We start from the raw sequence: 15230 nt of genomic DNA, 5'->3' as shown, positions 1-15230 counted from the left end.
GGGCGCCCGTCCCTCAGACACCCCTAATCCGACGAAAGGAAGGCGCCATGACAGTTGCAAGCGACTCGCTGGAGATCGGCTCGGCGGCGCCATCCTTCACCCTCCCGGACTCGGCAGGCCGACCCGTCTCGCTCGAATCGCTTCGCGGCCGGACGGTCGTCGTCTTCTTCTACCCGAAGGATGACACGAGCGGATGCACGGCGGAGGCCAAGGATTTCACGAGCCTCAAGGGGGCCTTCGAATCGGCCGGGGCCGAGATCGTCGGCATCTCGATCGGCAGCGTGGCCGGCAAGGCGAAATTCGCGCGCAAGCACGACCTCGCGATCACGCTCGCGGCCGACGAGGACCAGGCCGTTGCCGAAGCCTACGGCGTCTGGGTGCAGAAGAGCATGTGGGGCCGCAAGTATATGGGGATCGAGCGCGCCACCTTCCTGATCGATCGCGAGGGCCGGATCGCGCGGGTCTGGCGGAAGGTCTCGGTGCCGGGTCATGCGGCCGAGGTGCTCGAGGCGGCCCGCGCCCTCTGATCGGCGCTTCGCTCTTCCTTAACGCTAATGCCGTCCTAATGCGGGCCGTTCCATTCGACGGTCCGTCATGCCGAACCGCCATCCCCGCCATCCTCCCGCCAAGGACTTCGCGCGCCCCGCGACACGCGAGCCGGTGCAGGCAGGAATCAGCCCGAAGATCGTCCTGGCACTCTGCGCCCTCACGCTCGCGACGACGCTCTGGGGCGGGGCGGCGACCTGGTACATCCTCTTCCGTGACGAGTTCGCTCAGACCTTCCTCGCCCGGCAGACCGAGATGCGGATCGCCTACGAGGATCGGGTCGCCGATCTGAGAAACAGGCTGGAGCGCGAGATCACCTCGGGCCTCGTCGAGCGAAAGGCCTTCGCGGCCCGGGTCGACGCCCTGACGACGCGGCAGGCCGAGATCGAGTCCCGCCAGATCTGGATCGCCTCCCTGGCCGACCGGCTCTCGGGATCGGCGCCGTCCCGGCTCCTCCCCGAGCCCGCCGGGACCCTGCTGCCGAGCCGCGCGGTCGAGACGACGGGATCCATCCCGACCATGCCGGGCGCGAAGCCGATGCCCGTCGCGGCGGAACCGCTGGACCTGCGGCTGCGCGGACACGCGCCGGCGGTGCCTTCGGTTCCCGACCGGCTGTCGGGCGTCGAGCTGTCGCTGGGGCGGGCCTCCGCGGCTGCGGTGGGTTCGGCCGAGACGATCCGGCAGGCGGCCCGCGAGCGGGTGACGCGCCTGCGGCTCGCGCTGGAGGCAACCCGTCTGCCCGTGTCGCGTCTCTCGCCGCGCGAGCCGGCGACGGGCGGCCCCTTCGTTCCGCTGCCTCAAGCCTTCGACGCCGCGGGCCTCAGGCCGATCGCCGCCGACGCGGAAGGCAGCGTCGGGGAACTCGAGCGGCTGGGTTCCGTCGCCCGGTCCTTGCCGCTCGGCCGGCCGATGTTCGGCCCGCTCGAACAGACGAGTTCCTTCGGCGCCCGGCTCGATCCCTTCAACCGCGCGGCCGCGATGCATACCGGAGTGGATTTCCGCGCGGAGGCCGGGGCTCCCGTCCGATCGACGGCCGCGGGGCGGGTGACGGTCGCCGATTACAGCGGCGGCTACGGCAACATGGTCGAGGTCGAGCACGAGGGCGGCGTCTCGACGCGCTACGCGCATCTCTCGGCGATCACCGTCGCGCCCGGCCAGCGCGTGGACCTCGGTCAGATCGTAGGGCGCGCGGGCTCGACGGGCCGGTCGACCGGCACCCATCTTCATTACGAGACGCGGATCGACGGCGAGCCGGTCAACCCGGCTCGCTTCTTCGAAGCAGGCCGCCTCCTGGAGGCGGCCCGCTAGAGCATGCTTTAACAATAACTTAGAGCACGCTGGCGTTTCCGTGAAACAGCAGCGTGCCCCAGGGCAGAGAAGCGTTACGCGGTCTTGATCCAGACCGCCTTGACGTTGAGGTACTCCTCGACGTGCTGGAGCCCGGATTCGCGGCCGTAGCCCGACATCTTGTAGCCGCCGAAGGGCACGGCGGGGTCCATCGCCTGGTAGCAATTCACCCAGACCGAGCCGGCGCGGAGGCTCTTGGCGATCTTGTGCGCCTTCGACACGTCGCGCGTCCAAAGCCCGCTGCCGAGGCCGAAATCGGTGTTGTTGCCGCGCTTGATCACCTCGTCGATATCGTCGAACGGGATGGCCGAGATCACGGGCCCGAAGATTTCCTCGCGGGCGATCCGCATGTCGTCCTTCACGTTCGCGAAGACGGTCGGCGGCACGAAGAAGCCCTTCGACAGCGCACCGTCAGTGAGGCGCGCGCCGCCGGCGAGGGCCTTGGCGCCTTCCTCCTGGCCGACCTTCAGATAGCCGGTCACGCGGTCGAGCTGCTCGGTCGAGACGAGCGGGCCGACCTGCACCTCCGGATCGATGCCGTCGCCGACCTTGAGCGAGCGGCTGAACTCGGCGACGCGGGCGGTGAACTCGTCATAGATCTTGCGCTCGACGAAGAGGCGCGTTCCGGCCGAGCAGATCTGGCCGGAATTGGCGAAGACCGCCATGGCCGCGCCCGGCACGGCGGCATCGAGATCGGCATCGGCGAAGACGATGTCGGGCGACTTGCCGCCGAGCTCGAGCGAGACGCGCTTGAGGTTGTTGGCCGAGGCCTGGACGATCTTCTGGCCCGTGACGTGCGAGCCGGTGAAGGCGACCTTGTCGACGCCCATATGGCCCGAGAGGGCCGCGCCGGCCGTCTCGCCGTAACCCGGCACGACGTTGACCACGCCCGGCGGCACGCCCGCCTGCTCGCAAAGCTCGGCGATGCGCAGCGGGGTCAGCGGCGCTTCCTCGGCGGGCTTGAGCACGACCGTGCAGCCGGTCGCGAGAGCCGGGCCGATCTTCCAGAGCGTCGCCGTCAGCGGGCCGTTCCAGGGGATGATGGCGCCGACGACGCCGACCGGCTCCTTCAGCGTGTAGGAGAAGATGTCGCCCGGCAGCGAGTTCTCGATCGTCTCGCCATGGATGGTGACGGCATGGGCCGCATAGTAGCGCAGCATGCCGACGGCGCGCTGCTTGTTGCCGCGCGTCCGCGAGATCGGCGCGCCCATGTCGAGCGTGTCGAGCGTCGCGAGCTCTTCGATGTTCTCCTCGATGAGGTCGGCGAGGCGGAGGAGCAGCAGCTGGCGCTCGGCCGGCTTCCACTTGCTCCAGGGACCCTCGAAGGCGCGCCGGGCCGCTTCGACGGCGCGGTCGATATCGGCCGCGTCACCCTCGGCGACATCGGCGAGGACCTCGCCCGTCGCCGGGTTATGGCTCTGGAACGTCTTGCCCGAGCGGGCTTCGACCCACTGGCCGTCGATGAACAGCTTCTTGAGCTTGCCGTCGAGATAGGCCGGCCGGAACGCTCCGGGCTTGTCCTGGTATGTCATAGGTCTCTCCCTGAGTGCCGGACCGACTCGGGCCGACGCAGCTCATTATATTCCGTTGGATATAGAGCGTAGGGGCAGAGGCTACCAATGACGGGGGCGGGCTGCCAGCCCCTCCCTGCGAAATTCGAAAGGCTGGCACGCGCAGAATGGCGCCATCGCCGGCCCGCAAACGTTCATCGAGATCATCGCCTCGCGTCCCCGGCTCGGGACCGCGAGGCGGAGACCCCGGCCGATCCGGCGGCCGGGTCAGCCTGCGGCTGCGGCGAGGGACGATGTGCGGAGGGGCGTCTCCACGCCGGTCTCCTCGAGATCGAACGCCTTGCTGACGGCATCGTGCGCGCGGTCGAAGGGCTGCGGGAAAAAGCAGGCGATCCTGGTCGGATCGGCGAGCCCCCACTTGGTTCCGCTCCACCAGCACGCGGTCGGGATCCGGCCGCTCTGGGTCCGCCAGCGCGTGATCGCCGCATACCAGCCCGCCCGGAGGGGCGTGGCTCCGTTCAGATCGACCCAATCCATCATAGCCTCCAAGGGCCCCGAAACACTGCAGAGCGGGAACGCCCGAGTTGCGCTTTGGATCGTGATCGCTATCGGACGGACGAGACCGCCGCGATTGTGACCGGGAGGGCTTCCCTCGGCGCGCGCGGCATGTCGATATGGATCTGCGACAAAAGGGCGGAGAGTGGTCATGCCGACGATGGATCGGGTTCTTGTCTGGATCATCGTGGGGATCATCGGCGGTGCCCTGGCCGGCGCGCTGCTCAACTGGGACCGCCGGGGCTTCGGGCTCTTCGGCAATCTCGGGCTCGGCCTCTGCGGCGCCCTCGTCGGCGGTGTGCTGTTCTGGGCGTTCGGCCTGTTCCCCAATCTCGACCGGATCGCGATCTCGCTGAGGGACATCGTGTCGGCCGTGACCGGCTCGCTGATCGTCATGGCCGGATACTGGGTCTACCGGAAGACCGGCACGCCGTAGCGGCCTCGGGCTCCTGCCGGCGGCGTTCGATCGAAGGCGCCGCGCCGCCTCCGTCTCCCGTCGAGCAGGTCCCGGAGCCGACCGCGCTAGGATGAGGCGCGAAATCGCTTCACGGCCGTTCGGAAGGTGTCCGAGCGCATGCAGGCGAGAAGAGCGTCCCGTTCCGCGTCCAGTTGATCGGCCATCGCGGCGTGGGCCGAGCGATGGACCAGCCGCTTCGTGTGCTCGATCGTCTCGCGGGAATTCATCGCGAGACGCCGGGCGAGGTCCATGGTCCGATCACTCAAGTCGTCAGCGGGCACCACGGCGGTCGCGAGGCCGTAGGCGGCCGCCTGCGCGGCATCGAAGCTGCCCTGGGCCAGAAAGACGTGAAGCGCGCGCCGCGGCCCGAGGGCCTCGACGAGACCGATCGTGCCTCCGCCATCGGGCGAGACGCCGAGCTTGTGGTAGGCTGGCGTGAACCGCGTGGTGTCGGCGGCGATGGTCATGTCTCCCATGAAGGCGAGCGAGAACCCGGCTCCCGCCGCCGCACCGTGGACGCTGGTTAACACGAGCTGGGGCATCCGGCGCAGGGTCTGCAGAAATGCGCCGTAATGGCCGAGCAACTCGCGGATGAAGGCCTCGAGCTGCTCGGGCTCGGCCGTGAAATGGCTGACATCGCCGCCGGCGCAGAAGCCCGTCCCGCTGCCGCGGATCACGAGCACGCGGATATCGGCGCGCTCTTCGATCTGCAGGGCGAGCCGCTCCAGCGCAGCCGCCATGGCGACGTCGATGGCGTTGAGCACCCCAGGCCGGTTGAGCGTGATCGTGGCGACGGGCCCGTCGATGGCGAGGAGAGCCGGCTGCGTGTCGCGCGCGGCTTCGGGGTCCATGGTCAAACGCGATCCCTCCTGCTCGGGTCCCCGGCCGGCGGCCGGAGCGGGTTGCCGTCGCCCGGCGGCTCGAGCCCACGGGCAATGATTTCCTTCATGATCTCGTTCGTGCCGGCGTAAATCCGCTGGGCTCGCGCATCCGCGAAGGCACGCGCCACCGGGTATTCCCGCATGTAGCCGTAGCCGCCGTGCATCTGGACGCAGGCATCCAGGATCCTGCCCTCGAGGTCCGACAGCCAGTATTTGCACATGGCGGCCTCGTCCGGCGCCAGCCCCGAGGTCTCGAACCGTTGGATGCAGCGGTCCAGGAAGGCGCGGCCGACCGCGAGTTCGGTCTTCATCTCCGCCAGCTTGAAGCGCAGGTGCTGGAACGAGCCGATGGCCTGCCCGAAGGCCTGCCGGGTCTGCACGTAGGCGAGGGTCTCGCGGAAGGCGGCCTCCGCGCCGGCCAGCGAGCCGACCCCGACGAGGATCCGCTCCCGCGGCAGGAACTCCATCAGGTATTTCAGGCCGCGTCCCGCCTCGCCCAAAAGGTTCTCCGGCGGGATCGCGACGTCGTCGAAGAACAGCTCCGTGGTGTCCTGTGCCTTCTGCCCGACCTTGTCGAGGACGCGGCCGCGCGCGAAGCCGGGCCGGTCCGCCTCCACCAGGAAGAGCGACTTCGCCCTTCGGGCGCTGTCCGCCATCTCCGCCAGGACGATCACGAGGTCGGCCTGGAGGCCGTTCGTGATGAAGGTCTTCTGCCCCGTCAGGCGGTATCCGTCCGAATCGCGCCGGGCGATGGTGCGCGTCGCCTTCAGATCGCTGCCGGCTCCCGGCTCGGTCATCGCGATGGCGAGCACGACATCGCCGCTGGCGCAGCCCGGGAGCCAGCGGCGCTTCTGCTCCTCCGAGCCGAGATGCAGGATGTAGGGCGCGCAGATCTCGGAATGCGTATAGAAGCCGTGGAGGGCGACGAAGGCGTTCGCCATCTCCTCGATGAGCGCGATGCTGGCGCGAAGACCCGCTTCCGCGCCGCCATAGGCCTCAGGCAGCGAGGGGCAGAGGAGACCCGCCGCGCCCATCCTGCGCCAGAGGTCGCGAGGGACGCGCCCGGCCTGCTCCCAGGTGGAGTAATGGGGCGTTATCTCGCGGGCGATGAAGCGGCGCGCGGTGTCGCGGATATCGGCGTCGGCCGCCTCGTCGAGAGCGAGATCGGCGGGAGAGGGTGCGGCCATGCCCGTCACGGTCCGCCATAGGCGGAGCAGCCGCCGTCGACCGGAAGCGTGACGCCCGTGATGTAGGCTGCGGCATCCGAGGCCAGGAAGGCGACCGCGGCGGCGATCTCCTCCGGCTGGCCGAGCCGCCGCATCGGCAGCCGCGCTTCGATCTGGGCCCTGTCCACCCGACCGCTGGCGAACATGTCGAAGGCGAGCGGCGCCTCGATATAGCCGGGGGCGACGGCGTTGACCCGCACGCCCTTGCCGCTCCACTCGCAGGCGAGGTTCTTGGTCAGATGGATCAGCGCGGCCTTCGAGACGCCGTAGGCGTTCGAGCCCGGCACGCCGAAGAGCCCGACCACGGACGCGATGTTGACGATGGCGCCCTGCGCCTTGCGCCCGAGGATGTGGCGACCGACTTCGCGCGACAGGACGAAGGCGCCTCTCAGATTGACGTCGATCACCCGCTGCCAATCGTCGAGGTCCTGATCCAGGGTCCGCCGCAGCGGCTCGGCGATGCCGGCGCAGTTGACGAGGATGTCGAGGGTCCGGACGCCTTCGATCGCCTCGCGGGCGAGCGCCTCGGCCCCGTCGACCGAGCCGAGATTGCCGGCGACCGCCAGGGTGCCGTCCGGGAGGTCGGCCTGCAGCAGGCCAAGGCGGTCCGCGTCGAGATCGCTGAGCACGACGCGGGATCCGCAGGCCGCGAGCGTCCGTGCGATCGCGGCCCCGATCCCGCCGGTCGCCCCCGTGACGAGAGCCGTCCTGCCCGAGAGGTCGATCGTCGGCGCTCTCATCGGCCGGCCTGCGCAGCGCGCCGTTCGGACCTCTCACGGAAGGCGCGAACACGGTCGCGGTGGTCCTGGCTGACATTCGTCAAGGCCTCGTAGGCGAGGCCCGTATCCATCATGCTGGTGGCGAGCTGCCTCAGCGCGATGTTCGTTGTCACTTTGGTCCAGCGGATCGCCTTGGTCGATCCCGCGACCAGCCGCTCCGCGAAGGCATCGACCGCCGCGTCGAGTTCGGAGGGCGGCACCGCGTGGTTGACGAGGCCGATCTCGGCCGCCCTGCGGGCGTCGATGCGATCACCGGTGAGCAGGAACTCCTTGGCCCGCGCGAAACCGATCAACTGGGGCCAGATGACCGCGCCGCCGTCGCCCGCCACCATCCCGATCGAGACGTGCGGATCGGCGATATACGTCTCTTCGGACGCGAAGCTGAGATCGCACAGAAGCGCCAGGGTGGCGCCCAGCCCGACGGCGGGCCCATTGATCTTGGCGATGGTCGGCTTCTCGCAGTCGATCAGGGAGAAGACGATCGCCTTGGCCTCGGCCACCGTGGTCTCGAAGCTCTCCGGGCAGTCGATCGCGTCCTGCATCCAGTCGACGTCCCCGCCGGCGCAGAACGCACGGCCGGCCCCCGTCAGAACGACGACGTCGGATCCCTCGTCCTTGGCGGCATCCACGAAGACACGCGACAATTCCTCGTGGAGCGTGGCGTCGACCGCATTGAGCGCCTGCGGGCGGTTCATGACGAGCTGAAGCACCCGGCCGCGCCGCCTGATCTCGATGGTCCGGTAATCGGTCTGGCGCATCACCGCGCTCCTTCGTTGGCGATCGCGCGGTCGCGCAGGTCGGACTTCAGCACCTTGCCCATCGGGCCGCGCGGAAAGTGGTCGATGAAGATGATCCGACGCGGGATCTTGTAGTCGGCGAGCTTGTCGGCGCAGAAGGCGCGGAGCGCGTCGGCCGTCACGGTCTGGCCCGGCCGCAGTTGCACGAAGGCGCAGATGTCCTCGCCGAGCTTCGCGTGAGGGACCGAAACGACGGCGGCTTCCTGGACGGCGGGATGACGGAAGAAGGTCTCCTCGACCTCGAGCGACCCGATATTGTGGCCGCCCCGGATGATCATGTCCTTCTTGCGATCGACATGATAGAGGAATCCATCCTCGTCCAAGTATCCGATGTCTCCGGTCAGGAGCCAGCCGTCCTTCAGGGTCTCGGCCGTCAGCCCCGGCTCGTCGAAATACTCGCGCATGACGCTCGGACTGCGCACGGAGATCTCCCCCGTCGTGCCCGTCGGCACGGGGATGCCGGCATCGTCGACGATGCGTAGTTCCGTCAGCGGCCAGGGCTGGCCGACTGATCCGAGCTTCGATGTCGCATGGCTGCCCCGAAGCACGGTCCCGGCGGGCCCGCTCTCCGTCTGGCCGTAGGTCTGGCGCAGCTCGACATGCGGGAAGGCCGCCGCGAGGCGCTTGACGACCTCCACGGACATGGAGGCGCCGCCATAGTCGAAAAGACGGAGGCGCGAGAGATCGTGGCGGCTCGAATCGTAGTGATCGAGCAGGAAGATGTAGAATGACGGCGCGCCGATGTACTTCGTGGTGCGCTCCCGCTCCATGCGGTCGATGATCTTGGGGATGTCGAGGCCCGGATCGAGGACGGCATGCGCGCCCGCCCACCATGACGGCAGCAGAACGCAATGCAGCGACGCCGTGGTGAAGAACGGAAAGAAACTCTGGAAGACGTCCGTCTCGTCGAGGCTCAGCGCGTCCGCGAAGCCATAGGCGGCCGCCACGCTCCGCGAATGGGTCATCACCGCACCCTTCGGCCGGGCGGTGGTGCCGGAGGTGAAGAGGATCTCGGAGGTGTCGTCCGGCGCCGGGCGGGGCCATCCCGCCGCCGGCGCCTGGACGGATGCGAAGACCCGATGCCAGTCGTGCTCATCGTCCGGCGCGCCGTCGCCGACCGTGACGACATGCGCCACCCCCGGCACCTGCGCTCTCACCGCCTCGAAGACGGGCAGCAACCGGCGCATGATGACGAGGCCCCGGCATTGCGCCTTGCCGAGCACGAAGGCGACTTCCTCGGCCGCGAAGCGCGCGTTGACCGGCACGGCCACGGCGCCGAGGTGATAGAGCGCGAGCATCGAGATCGCGGCCTCGAAGCCCGCCTCGTTATCCATCATCAGGCCGACATGATCGCCCCGGCCGAATCCGAGCCGGGCGAGACCGGCGGCCATGCGGCTCGCGCTCCAGGCGAGCTGCGCATAGCTGAGGCGAATCTCGCCGCCCGCTGCCGAGCTCGCGGTCAGGGCGAGCGCGTTGGGACGTCGGGACGCCTGTCGCTCGACCAGCTCGATGATCGATCCGAAGGCCGGAATATCGCACGGACCCGCTCCGGGCATCCCCATCCTCCCTGATCCTCGCGTGAGCGAGCGCATCGCCCCTTGTCGCCGGTCAGGCCGACGCTTGCGAGATTAATTTCGACTTCCGACTCGGTAGTCGGTTTTATTGACGCTGTCCAGCGCGTCGTGTAGGACTGGGATGGCGCAGTTGCAGAATGCTGCGTCCTCAAGAACGGCAAGCAGGGGAGGATGGGATGCGTGGTGCGCGCGCGATTGCGGCGTTGGTGTTCGGCCTTGTGTCATACGCCGCCGAAGCTCAGCAAAGACCCCTGAAGGTCGGCGTCCTGACGGACATGACCGGGATCCTGTCCTCGGCGCTCGGCACGGGCTCCGTCGACGCCGCCCGGATGGCGATCGCGGATTTCGGCGGCGAGATGTTCGGCCGGCCGATCGAGTTCGTCTACGCCGATCACCAGAACAAGCCCGATATCGGCGCGACGATCGTGCGGCGCTGGTTCGACGAGGACGGCGTCGACATGATCGCGGATATCGGCAATTCGGCCGTCGCGCTCGCGGTGCGAGAACTCGTCGTCAGCAAGAACAGGGTCGCGCTGTTCGTCGGCGCCTCGAGCTCCGACCTCACGGGAAAGGCCTGCTCGCCGAACACGGCGCAATGGAGCCACGATTCGTACCTGTTCGCGAGCGCGCTTCCCAAGAAGCTGATCGCGGAAGGGAAGAAGAGCTGGTTCCTGATGGTGCAGGATTGGGCGTTCGGACACGCGCTCCAGCGTGACGTGACGGCCAACGTGCAGGCGGCGGAGGGCAAGGTGGTCGGCAGCGTCCGTCATCCGGCCGGATCCGCCGACTACTCCTCGCTGCTCCTTCAGGCCCAGGGTTCGGGAGCGAACGTGGTGGCCTTCCTCAGCGCCGTCCAGGACCTCTCGAACTCGATCAAGCAGGCGCGCGAATTCGGGGTCGGCCGGGACGGCAAGCAGATCCTCGTCGCTCCCGCCTTCCTGCTCAGCGACGCGCACGGCGTCGGTCTCGAGGCGGCCCAGGGCATCACCTTCTCGACGGTCTGGTACTGGAACATGAATCCGGCCGCCCGTGCCTGGTCCATGGGCTTCTTCGCGCGCAACAAGTTCATGCCGGCCGAAGCCCATGCGGGCACCTACAGCGCGGTGAGCCATTACCTGAAGGCGGTGAAGGCGGTCGGCACGACGGATCCCAAGGCCGTGATGAAGCAGATGCGCCAGGAAAAGGTGGTCGACTTCTTCCAGGACGACGCATGGCTCCGCGAGGATGGCCGGCTGATGCGGCGCGCCTACGTGGCCCAGATGAAGTCGCCGAGCGAATCGAAGGAGCCCTGGGACTACTACAAGCTCCTGACCGCGATTCCGCCGGAGGAGGGCTTCCGGCCGGCCAGCGAGCGGGCTTGTCCGCTCGATCAAAAATGAGGAAGGTCGAGTGAGATCATCCTGCCTCTGCGAGCGGAATCGAAGCACGTGACACGGTAATGCGTAGCGGGACCAAGCGACCTTCGGGGCGGGGGACACCCTCCGCCTCGGACCTCGAGCAGCCCTCGCCGCCCCGTAAGCTCAAGCGGCACGAGAAAGCTGAACGGAACCGGCGCGCCATCGTCGATGCGGCCGCGGAGGTGATCGGCGAACACGGCTATGCCGACGCCTCGATCAGCCGCATCATGGAGCGCGCCGGCCTCGGGCACGGCACGTTCTACGCCTATTTCGAGAGCCGGGCCGACCTCTTCGACAAGCTGCTTCCGCTGAAGGGCCTGGAGGTCCTGGACCTCATGCGCGACCAGGTCGCGGGTTCGCGCGACATCATCGATCTCGAGGTGCGCGGCTTCGCCGCCTTCCTCCGTTTCGTCGCCGACCATCCCTGGTTCTTCCGATTGCTGCATGAAGGCGAGATCGCCGCCCCGCGAGCCTATCGCGAGCACCTCGACAACATCCTGGCGCGGTTCACGCGCGCGCTGAAGCGAAGCTGGGACCGAGGCGAATTGCCCGCCTACGAGGAAGCCGAGCTCAAGACCCTGGCCTATGTGCTCATCGCGGCGCGGGACTACGTCTATTCGAACTACATCAACCGAAGCGACGATCCGGAGGCGGCCATGCGCGAGGCCGTCGAGACCTATCGCAAGCTCCTGACCTGCGGGCTCTGTGGCACGGCCCAGACGCCGGCCTGAGCGGCGCGCCAGCGCCCGCAAGGCTGCGCCGGCGGGAGGAAATCGGGTGTGGGTGGGAGCGGCGCTCGTGGCGCCCGCGTGACTGCTCGCCGACAGGCCGTCCGGATCAGGCCTGAGGGCCTGTCACATTTCGACAGCGACTTTCGGGATATTGGGTTTGGTGGAGCCAGGCGGGATCGAACCGCCGACCTCGTGAATGCCATTCACGCGCTCTCCCAACTGAGCTATGGCCCCGAACCGAAGCGGCCTTTGGGTGGGCCGCGCGACGTCCGCCTCGACGGCGGAGCGCCTCTATACTGACGAGCCTCGGCGGGTTCAAGCCCGCTTTGGCCCATAATCTCAGCTTTCTTCGTCGTCCTCGATATCGCTGTCGATGAGGTCGGACACGTCGCCGCCCTCTTCCTCCTCCTCGAGGAAGGTATCGTCGTCCGGCGCGCCGCCCTCGTCGTCGTCGCCGAGCGAGGTGTCGTCTCCGGCCGCGCTCTCCTCCTCGGCCGCCGCGTCTTCGAGCGACACCGTTTCCGGGCCGGTCGTCACGAGGTCCGTCTCGTCCTCGTCGCTTTCGTTCGATGCGCGTGCCGGCTGCAGCGGCACGGGCTCGAACGCGGCGCGGGCGAGCACTTCCCCCGTATAGGGAGACACGATGGGATCGCGATTGAGGTCGTAGAACTTACGACCCGTCGTCGGGCACACACGTTTCGTGCCGAGTTCTGGTCTGGCCACCGGTTCAACTCTGAAGGACGGGAAGGGCGCCGGTTAGAGCGCAACCGCTCTCATGTCAACGCGTCGCGAGGCGTCGCGTGTCAGGATCGCTGGAATCAGATCGGGAGCGGCATCGCCGCCGTCAAGCCCGCGCGACCCCTTGAGTGCTGATGACCCGCGCCTTGTGCCGTGATAAGCGCCCGGTTTCGTCGAGAGTCATGATCGTGTCGCATACGTCCCATCCGGCCCGTCCGGTCGCCGCTGCCGCCGGAGGCCCGCTGTCCGGGCACGTGCAGGTGCCGGGGGACAAGTCGATCTCGCACCGGTCCCTGATCGTCGGCTGCCTCTCCATCGGCGAGACCCGGGTCGAGAACCTGCTCGAGGGCGAGGACGTGCTGCGCACCGCCGATGCCGTCCGTGCTCTCGGCGGCACCGTCACGCGGGAGGGCGAGGGGCGCTGGCGCGTGATCGGCGTCGGGATCGGCGGGCTCGGACAGCCCGAGACCGTCCTCGATTTCGGCAATGCGGGCACCGGATCGCGCCTGATGATGGGGGTCGTCGGCTCCCATCCCGTGACGGCGACCTTCGACGGCGACGCGTCCCTGCGCAAGCGCCCGATGCGCCGCATCCTCGACCCGCTCGTGCGGATGGGCACGACGGTCGTGGAGGAGGCGGAGGGCGGCCGGGTGCCGCTGACGCTGCGCGGCCCGCGCGAGACCATCCCCATCGTCTACGAGACGCCGGCGCCTTCGGCTCAGATCAAGTCGGCCGTGCTGTTCGCGGGGCTCAATTCCCCCGGCGAGACGACCGTCGTCGAGCGCGAGGCGACGCGCGACCATACCGAACGCATGCTCGCCCATGCCGGTGCCGATATCCGCGTCGAGACGGAGGGGGCCGGCCGCCGCATCACGCTGAGAGGCCAGCCGGAGCTGCGGGCCCGCGACATCGTCGTCCCGGCCGATCCGTCCTCGGCCGCCTTCCCGCTCGTCGCAGCCCTCATCGTGCCCGGCTCGCGCGTGACGATCGAGGCGGTGATGACCAATCCGCTGCGCACGGGCCTCGTGACGACCTTGCTCGAGATGGGCGCCGAGATCGCGCTGCGGAACCGCCGCGACCTCGGCGGCGAGGAGGTGGCCGATCTCGACGTCACCGCCGGCCCGCTGCGGGGCGTCGAGGTGCCGCCCGAGCGGGCGCCGGCCATGATCGACGAATACCCGGTTCTCGCCGTCGCGGCCGCCTTCGCGACGGGGGAGACGCGCATGCGCGGCCTCGCCGAATTGCGGGTGAAGGAATCGGACCGGCTCGCCGCCGTGGCGGCGGGGCTCGCGGTGACAGGCGTTCCGCATCGCATCGAGGGCGACGATCTCGTCGTCGAGGGGCTGGGCGGCAAGGTCCCCGGCGGCGGCACGGTCGCGACCGAACTCGATCACCGCATCGCCATGGCCTTCCTCGTCATGGGGCTTGCGAGCCGGAACCCCGTGACGATCGACGACGGCGCCATGATCGCGACCAGTTTCCCGAGCTTCATGCCGACGCTCGAACGCCTCGGCGCCTCCTTCCGGACGTGACGCGATGGTCATTGCGATCGATGGGCCGGCTGCCTCCGGCAAGGGAACCCTCGCGAGGCGCATTGCCGCGCATCTCGGCCGTCCGCATCTCGATACGGGCCTCCTCTACCGGGCCGTGGCGCTCGCCCTGCTGGACCGGGGCCTGCCGCTGACGGATTCCGCCGGGGCGGCCCGCATCGCCGAAGCGCTCGACGTCGCCACCCTCGAGGAGGACCGGCTGCGCAGCCGCGAGATCGGCGAGGCCGCCTCCCTCGTCTCGGTCCATCCCGGTGTGCGCGGCGCCCTGCTCGACCTCCAGCGGCGCTTCGCGGCCCAGCCGGGCGGGGCGGTGCTCGACGGGCGGGACATCGGCACCGTCGTCTGTCCCGAGGCGGAGGTGAAGATCTACGTCACCGCCTCGCCGGAGGAGCGGGCGCGCCGCCGGTTCCGCGAGCTCGCGGGGCGCGGTGAGCCCACGACCTTCGACGACATCCTGGCGGACATCCTCCGGCGCGACACCCGCGATTCGGAGCGGAGCGCGGCGCCCATGCGGCCTGCCGCCGACGCCCGGCATCTCGACACGACCTCACTCGATGCCGACGCCGCCTTCGCGCGGGCCCTCGACATGCTGCCGGCCGGGGTGGCTTAGGGCACGCTGCTGGGGATCAGGCCTCGGGGAGGCCGATCGCCGCGGCCGCTTCCGGCCGCTTCAGTTCGATCTCGACGAAGGCGATGGGATGGGGCGAGGCGTTCATGACGTCGTGCTGGACGCCCGCCTTGCGCGAATAGGTCTGCCCGCGCGCGAGCGGGACGTCGGTCTCGGCCGCGCCGTCGTGGATGCGCAGGGTGCCCTCGTCGAGCATGATGACGAAATAGGGCCAGCCATGCGTGTGCCAGCCGGTCACGGCGCCGGGCTGGAAGTCCCAGCGCGTGATCCGGACATTCGCGTCGTCCTGCTGGAGGGTGGGGCTCGCGGGGATGGTGCAGGTGAAGGCCATGGCGGGGTCCGTGCGGGAATCGGTCGGGCCGAGTTCTGCACCCCCGGCCGGCCCGATCAAGCGGCCGCCGGAAGGCCGGCCCTGCGCCGCCCGCGCCGCTGCCCCGCCGCGTCCCAATTTCCCATGCGGCATCGTCTCGTGTAGGGCAGCTCCTTTAAGATGCGCGAGACGAGACTTAGGTC

At 69.0% G+C, this 15230-nt stretch carries 16 protein-coding genes and 1 tRNA gene; 7 read left to right on the top strand and 10 right to left on the bottom strand.

The window, feature by feature from the left end; all coding sequences use genetic code 11:
• Positions 1-47: 47 nt before the first annotated feature.
• Positions 48-527, top strand: a complete 480-nt coding sequence (locus tag EV668_RS23020) for a peroxiredoxin (RefSeq protein ID WP_133774599.1) — start codon at positions 48-50, stop codon at positions 525-527.
• Between the two features lie 67 nt (positions 528-594).
• On the top strand, positions 595-1854 hold the full coding sequence (locus EV668_RS23015; RefSeq protein WP_133774597.1) for a M23 family metallopeptidase: 1260 nt from the start codon (positions 595-597) through the stop codon (positions 1852-1854).
• A 74-nt stretch (positions 1855-1928) separates the two neighbouring features.
• On the opposite strand, the gene EV668_RS23010 is transcribed toward EV668_RS23015, so the two are convergent.
• Together EV668_RS23010 and EV668_RS23005 are read right to left on the bottom strand one after the other, a co-directional pair.
• Entirely contained in the window at positions 1929-3425 is a 1497-nt protein-coding gene (locus EV668_RS23010; protein ID WP_133774595.1) for an aldehyde dehydrogenase family protein, read from the bottom strand.
• 246 nt (positions 3426-3671) lie between these two features.
• Complete coding sequence (locus EV668_RS23005; RefSeq protein WP_133774593.1) at positions 3672-3941, bottom strand: hypothetical protein; 270 nt, start codon at positions 3939-3941, stop codon at positions 3672-3674.
• A 169-nt stretch (positions 3942-4110) separates the two neighbouring features.
• On the opposite strand from EV668_RS23005, the gene EV668_RS23000 reads away from it, so the two are divergent.
• Positions 4111-4395 (top strand): GlsB/YeaQ/YmgE family stress response membrane protein, encoded by a 285-nt coding sequence (locus EV668_RS23000; protein WP_133774591.1) that lies wholly within the window; start codon positions 4111-4113, stop codon positions 4393-4395.
• Positions 4396-4481: 86 nt separating this feature from the next.
• Here the strand turns inward: EV668_RS23000 and EV668_RS22995 are convergent, their stop codons facing one another.
• From EV668_RS22995 to EV668_RS22975, 5 genes are read right to left on the bottom strand one after another with little or no spacing between them, the layout of a single operon-like run.
• A complete protein-coding gene (locus EV668_RS22995; protein WP_133774589.1) occupies positions 4482-5267 on the bottom strand; it encodes an enoyl-CoA hydratase/isomerase family protein in 786 nt (261 codons plus the stop codon).
• Positions 5268-5269: 2 nt separating this feature from the next.
• Positions 5270-6484: an acyl-CoA dehydrogenase family protein gene (locus EV668_RS22990; RefSeq protein ID WP_133774588.1), complete on the bottom strand. Its 1215-nt coding sequence runs from the start codon at positions 6482-6484 to the stop codon at positions 5270-5272.
• Between the two features lie 5 nt (positions 6485-6489).
• A complete protein-coding gene (locus tag EV668_RS22985) occupies positions 6490-7263 on the bottom strand; it encodes an SDR family NAD(P)-dependent oxidoreductase (RefSeq protein WP_133774586.1) in 774 nt (257 codons plus the stop codon).
• Positions 7260-8060, bottom strand: a complete 801-nt coding sequence (locus EV668_RS22980; RefSeq protein WP_133774584.1) for an enoyl-CoA hydratase/isomerase family protein — start codon at positions 8058-8060, stop codon at positions 7260-7262. The genes EV668_RS22985 and EV668_RS22980 overlap by 4 nt, the downstream gene beginning before the upstream one ends.
• Positions 8060-9655, bottom strand: a complete 1596-nt coding sequence (locus EV668_RS22975; protein WP_166652605.1) for a class I adenylate-forming enzyme family protein — start codon at positions 9653-9655, stop codon at positions 8060-8062. The genes EV668_RS22980 and EV668_RS22975 overlap by 1 nt, the downstream gene beginning before the upstream one ends.
• A gap of 194 nt (positions 9656-9849) precedes the next feature.
• Between EV668_RS22975 and EV668_RS22970 the strand changes: the two genes are divergently transcribed.
• Together EV668_RS22970 and EV668_RS22965 are read left to right on the top strand one after the other, a co-directional pair.
• The gene (locus tag EV668_RS22970) at positions 9850-11052 is read left to right on the top strand and encodes an ABC transporter substrate-binding protein (protein WP_166652604.1); all 1203 of its coding nucleotides are present in this window, start codon (positions 9850-9852) and stop codon (positions 11050-11052) included.
• A 59-nt stretch (positions 11053-11111) separates the two neighbouring features.
• Complete coding sequence (locus EV668_RS22965; protein ID WP_133774576.1) at positions 11112-11801, top strand: TetR/AcrR family transcriptional regulator; 690 nt, start codon at positions 11112-11114, stop codon at positions 11799-11801.
• A 158-nt stretch (positions 11802-11959) separates the two neighbouring features.
• Here the strand turns inward: EV668_RS22965 and EV668_RS22960 are convergent.
• A tRNA-Ala gene (locus EV668_RS22960) sits at positions 11960-12035 on the bottom strand.
• A gap of 105 nt (positions 12036-12140) precedes the next feature.
• Entirely contained in the window at positions 12141-12524 is a 384-nt protein-coding gene (locus EV668_RS22955) for a TIGR02300 family protein (protein WP_133774574.1), read from the bottom strand.
• A 203-nt stretch (positions 12525-12727) separates the two neighbouring features.
• Between EV668_RS22955 and aroA the strand changes: the two genes are divergently transcribed.
• Both aroA and cmk read left to right on the top strand, forming a co-directional pair.
• Complete coding sequence (gene aroA, locus EV668_RS22950) at positions 12728-14071, top strand: 3-phosphoshikimate 1-carboxyvinyltransferase (RefSeq protein ID WP_133774670.1); 1344 nt, start codon at positions 12728-12730, stop codon at positions 14069-14071.
• Between the two features lie 4 nt (positions 14072-14075).
• Positions 14076-14699 carry a (d)CMP kinase gene (gene cmk, locus EV668_RS22945; protein ID WP_133774572.1) on the top strand — a complete coding sequence of 208 codons (624 nt, stop codon included), beginning with the start codon at positions 14076-14078 and terminating at the stop codon, positions 14697-14699.
• Positions 14700-14715: 16 nt separating this feature from the next.
• Here the strand turns inward: cmk and EV668_RS22940 are convergent, their stop codons facing one another.
• The gene (locus EV668_RS22940; protein ID WP_133774570.1) at positions 14716-15048 is read right to left on the bottom strand and encodes a cupin domain-containing protein; all 333 of its coding nucleotides are present in this window, start codon (positions 15046-15048) and stop codon (positions 14716-14718) included.
• Positions 15049-15230 lie beyond the last annotated feature (182 nt).

It is taken from the genome of Enterovirga rhinocerotis (assembly GCF_004363955.1).
Taxonomy (GTDB): domain Bacteria; phylum Pseudomonadota; class Alphaproteobacteria; order Rhizobiales; family Beijerinckiaceae; genus Enterovirga; species Enterovirga rhinocerotis.
The sequence above is the reverse complement of the archived record's forward strand: the minus strand, read 5'-3'. Positions and strand labels throughout refer to the sequence as shown.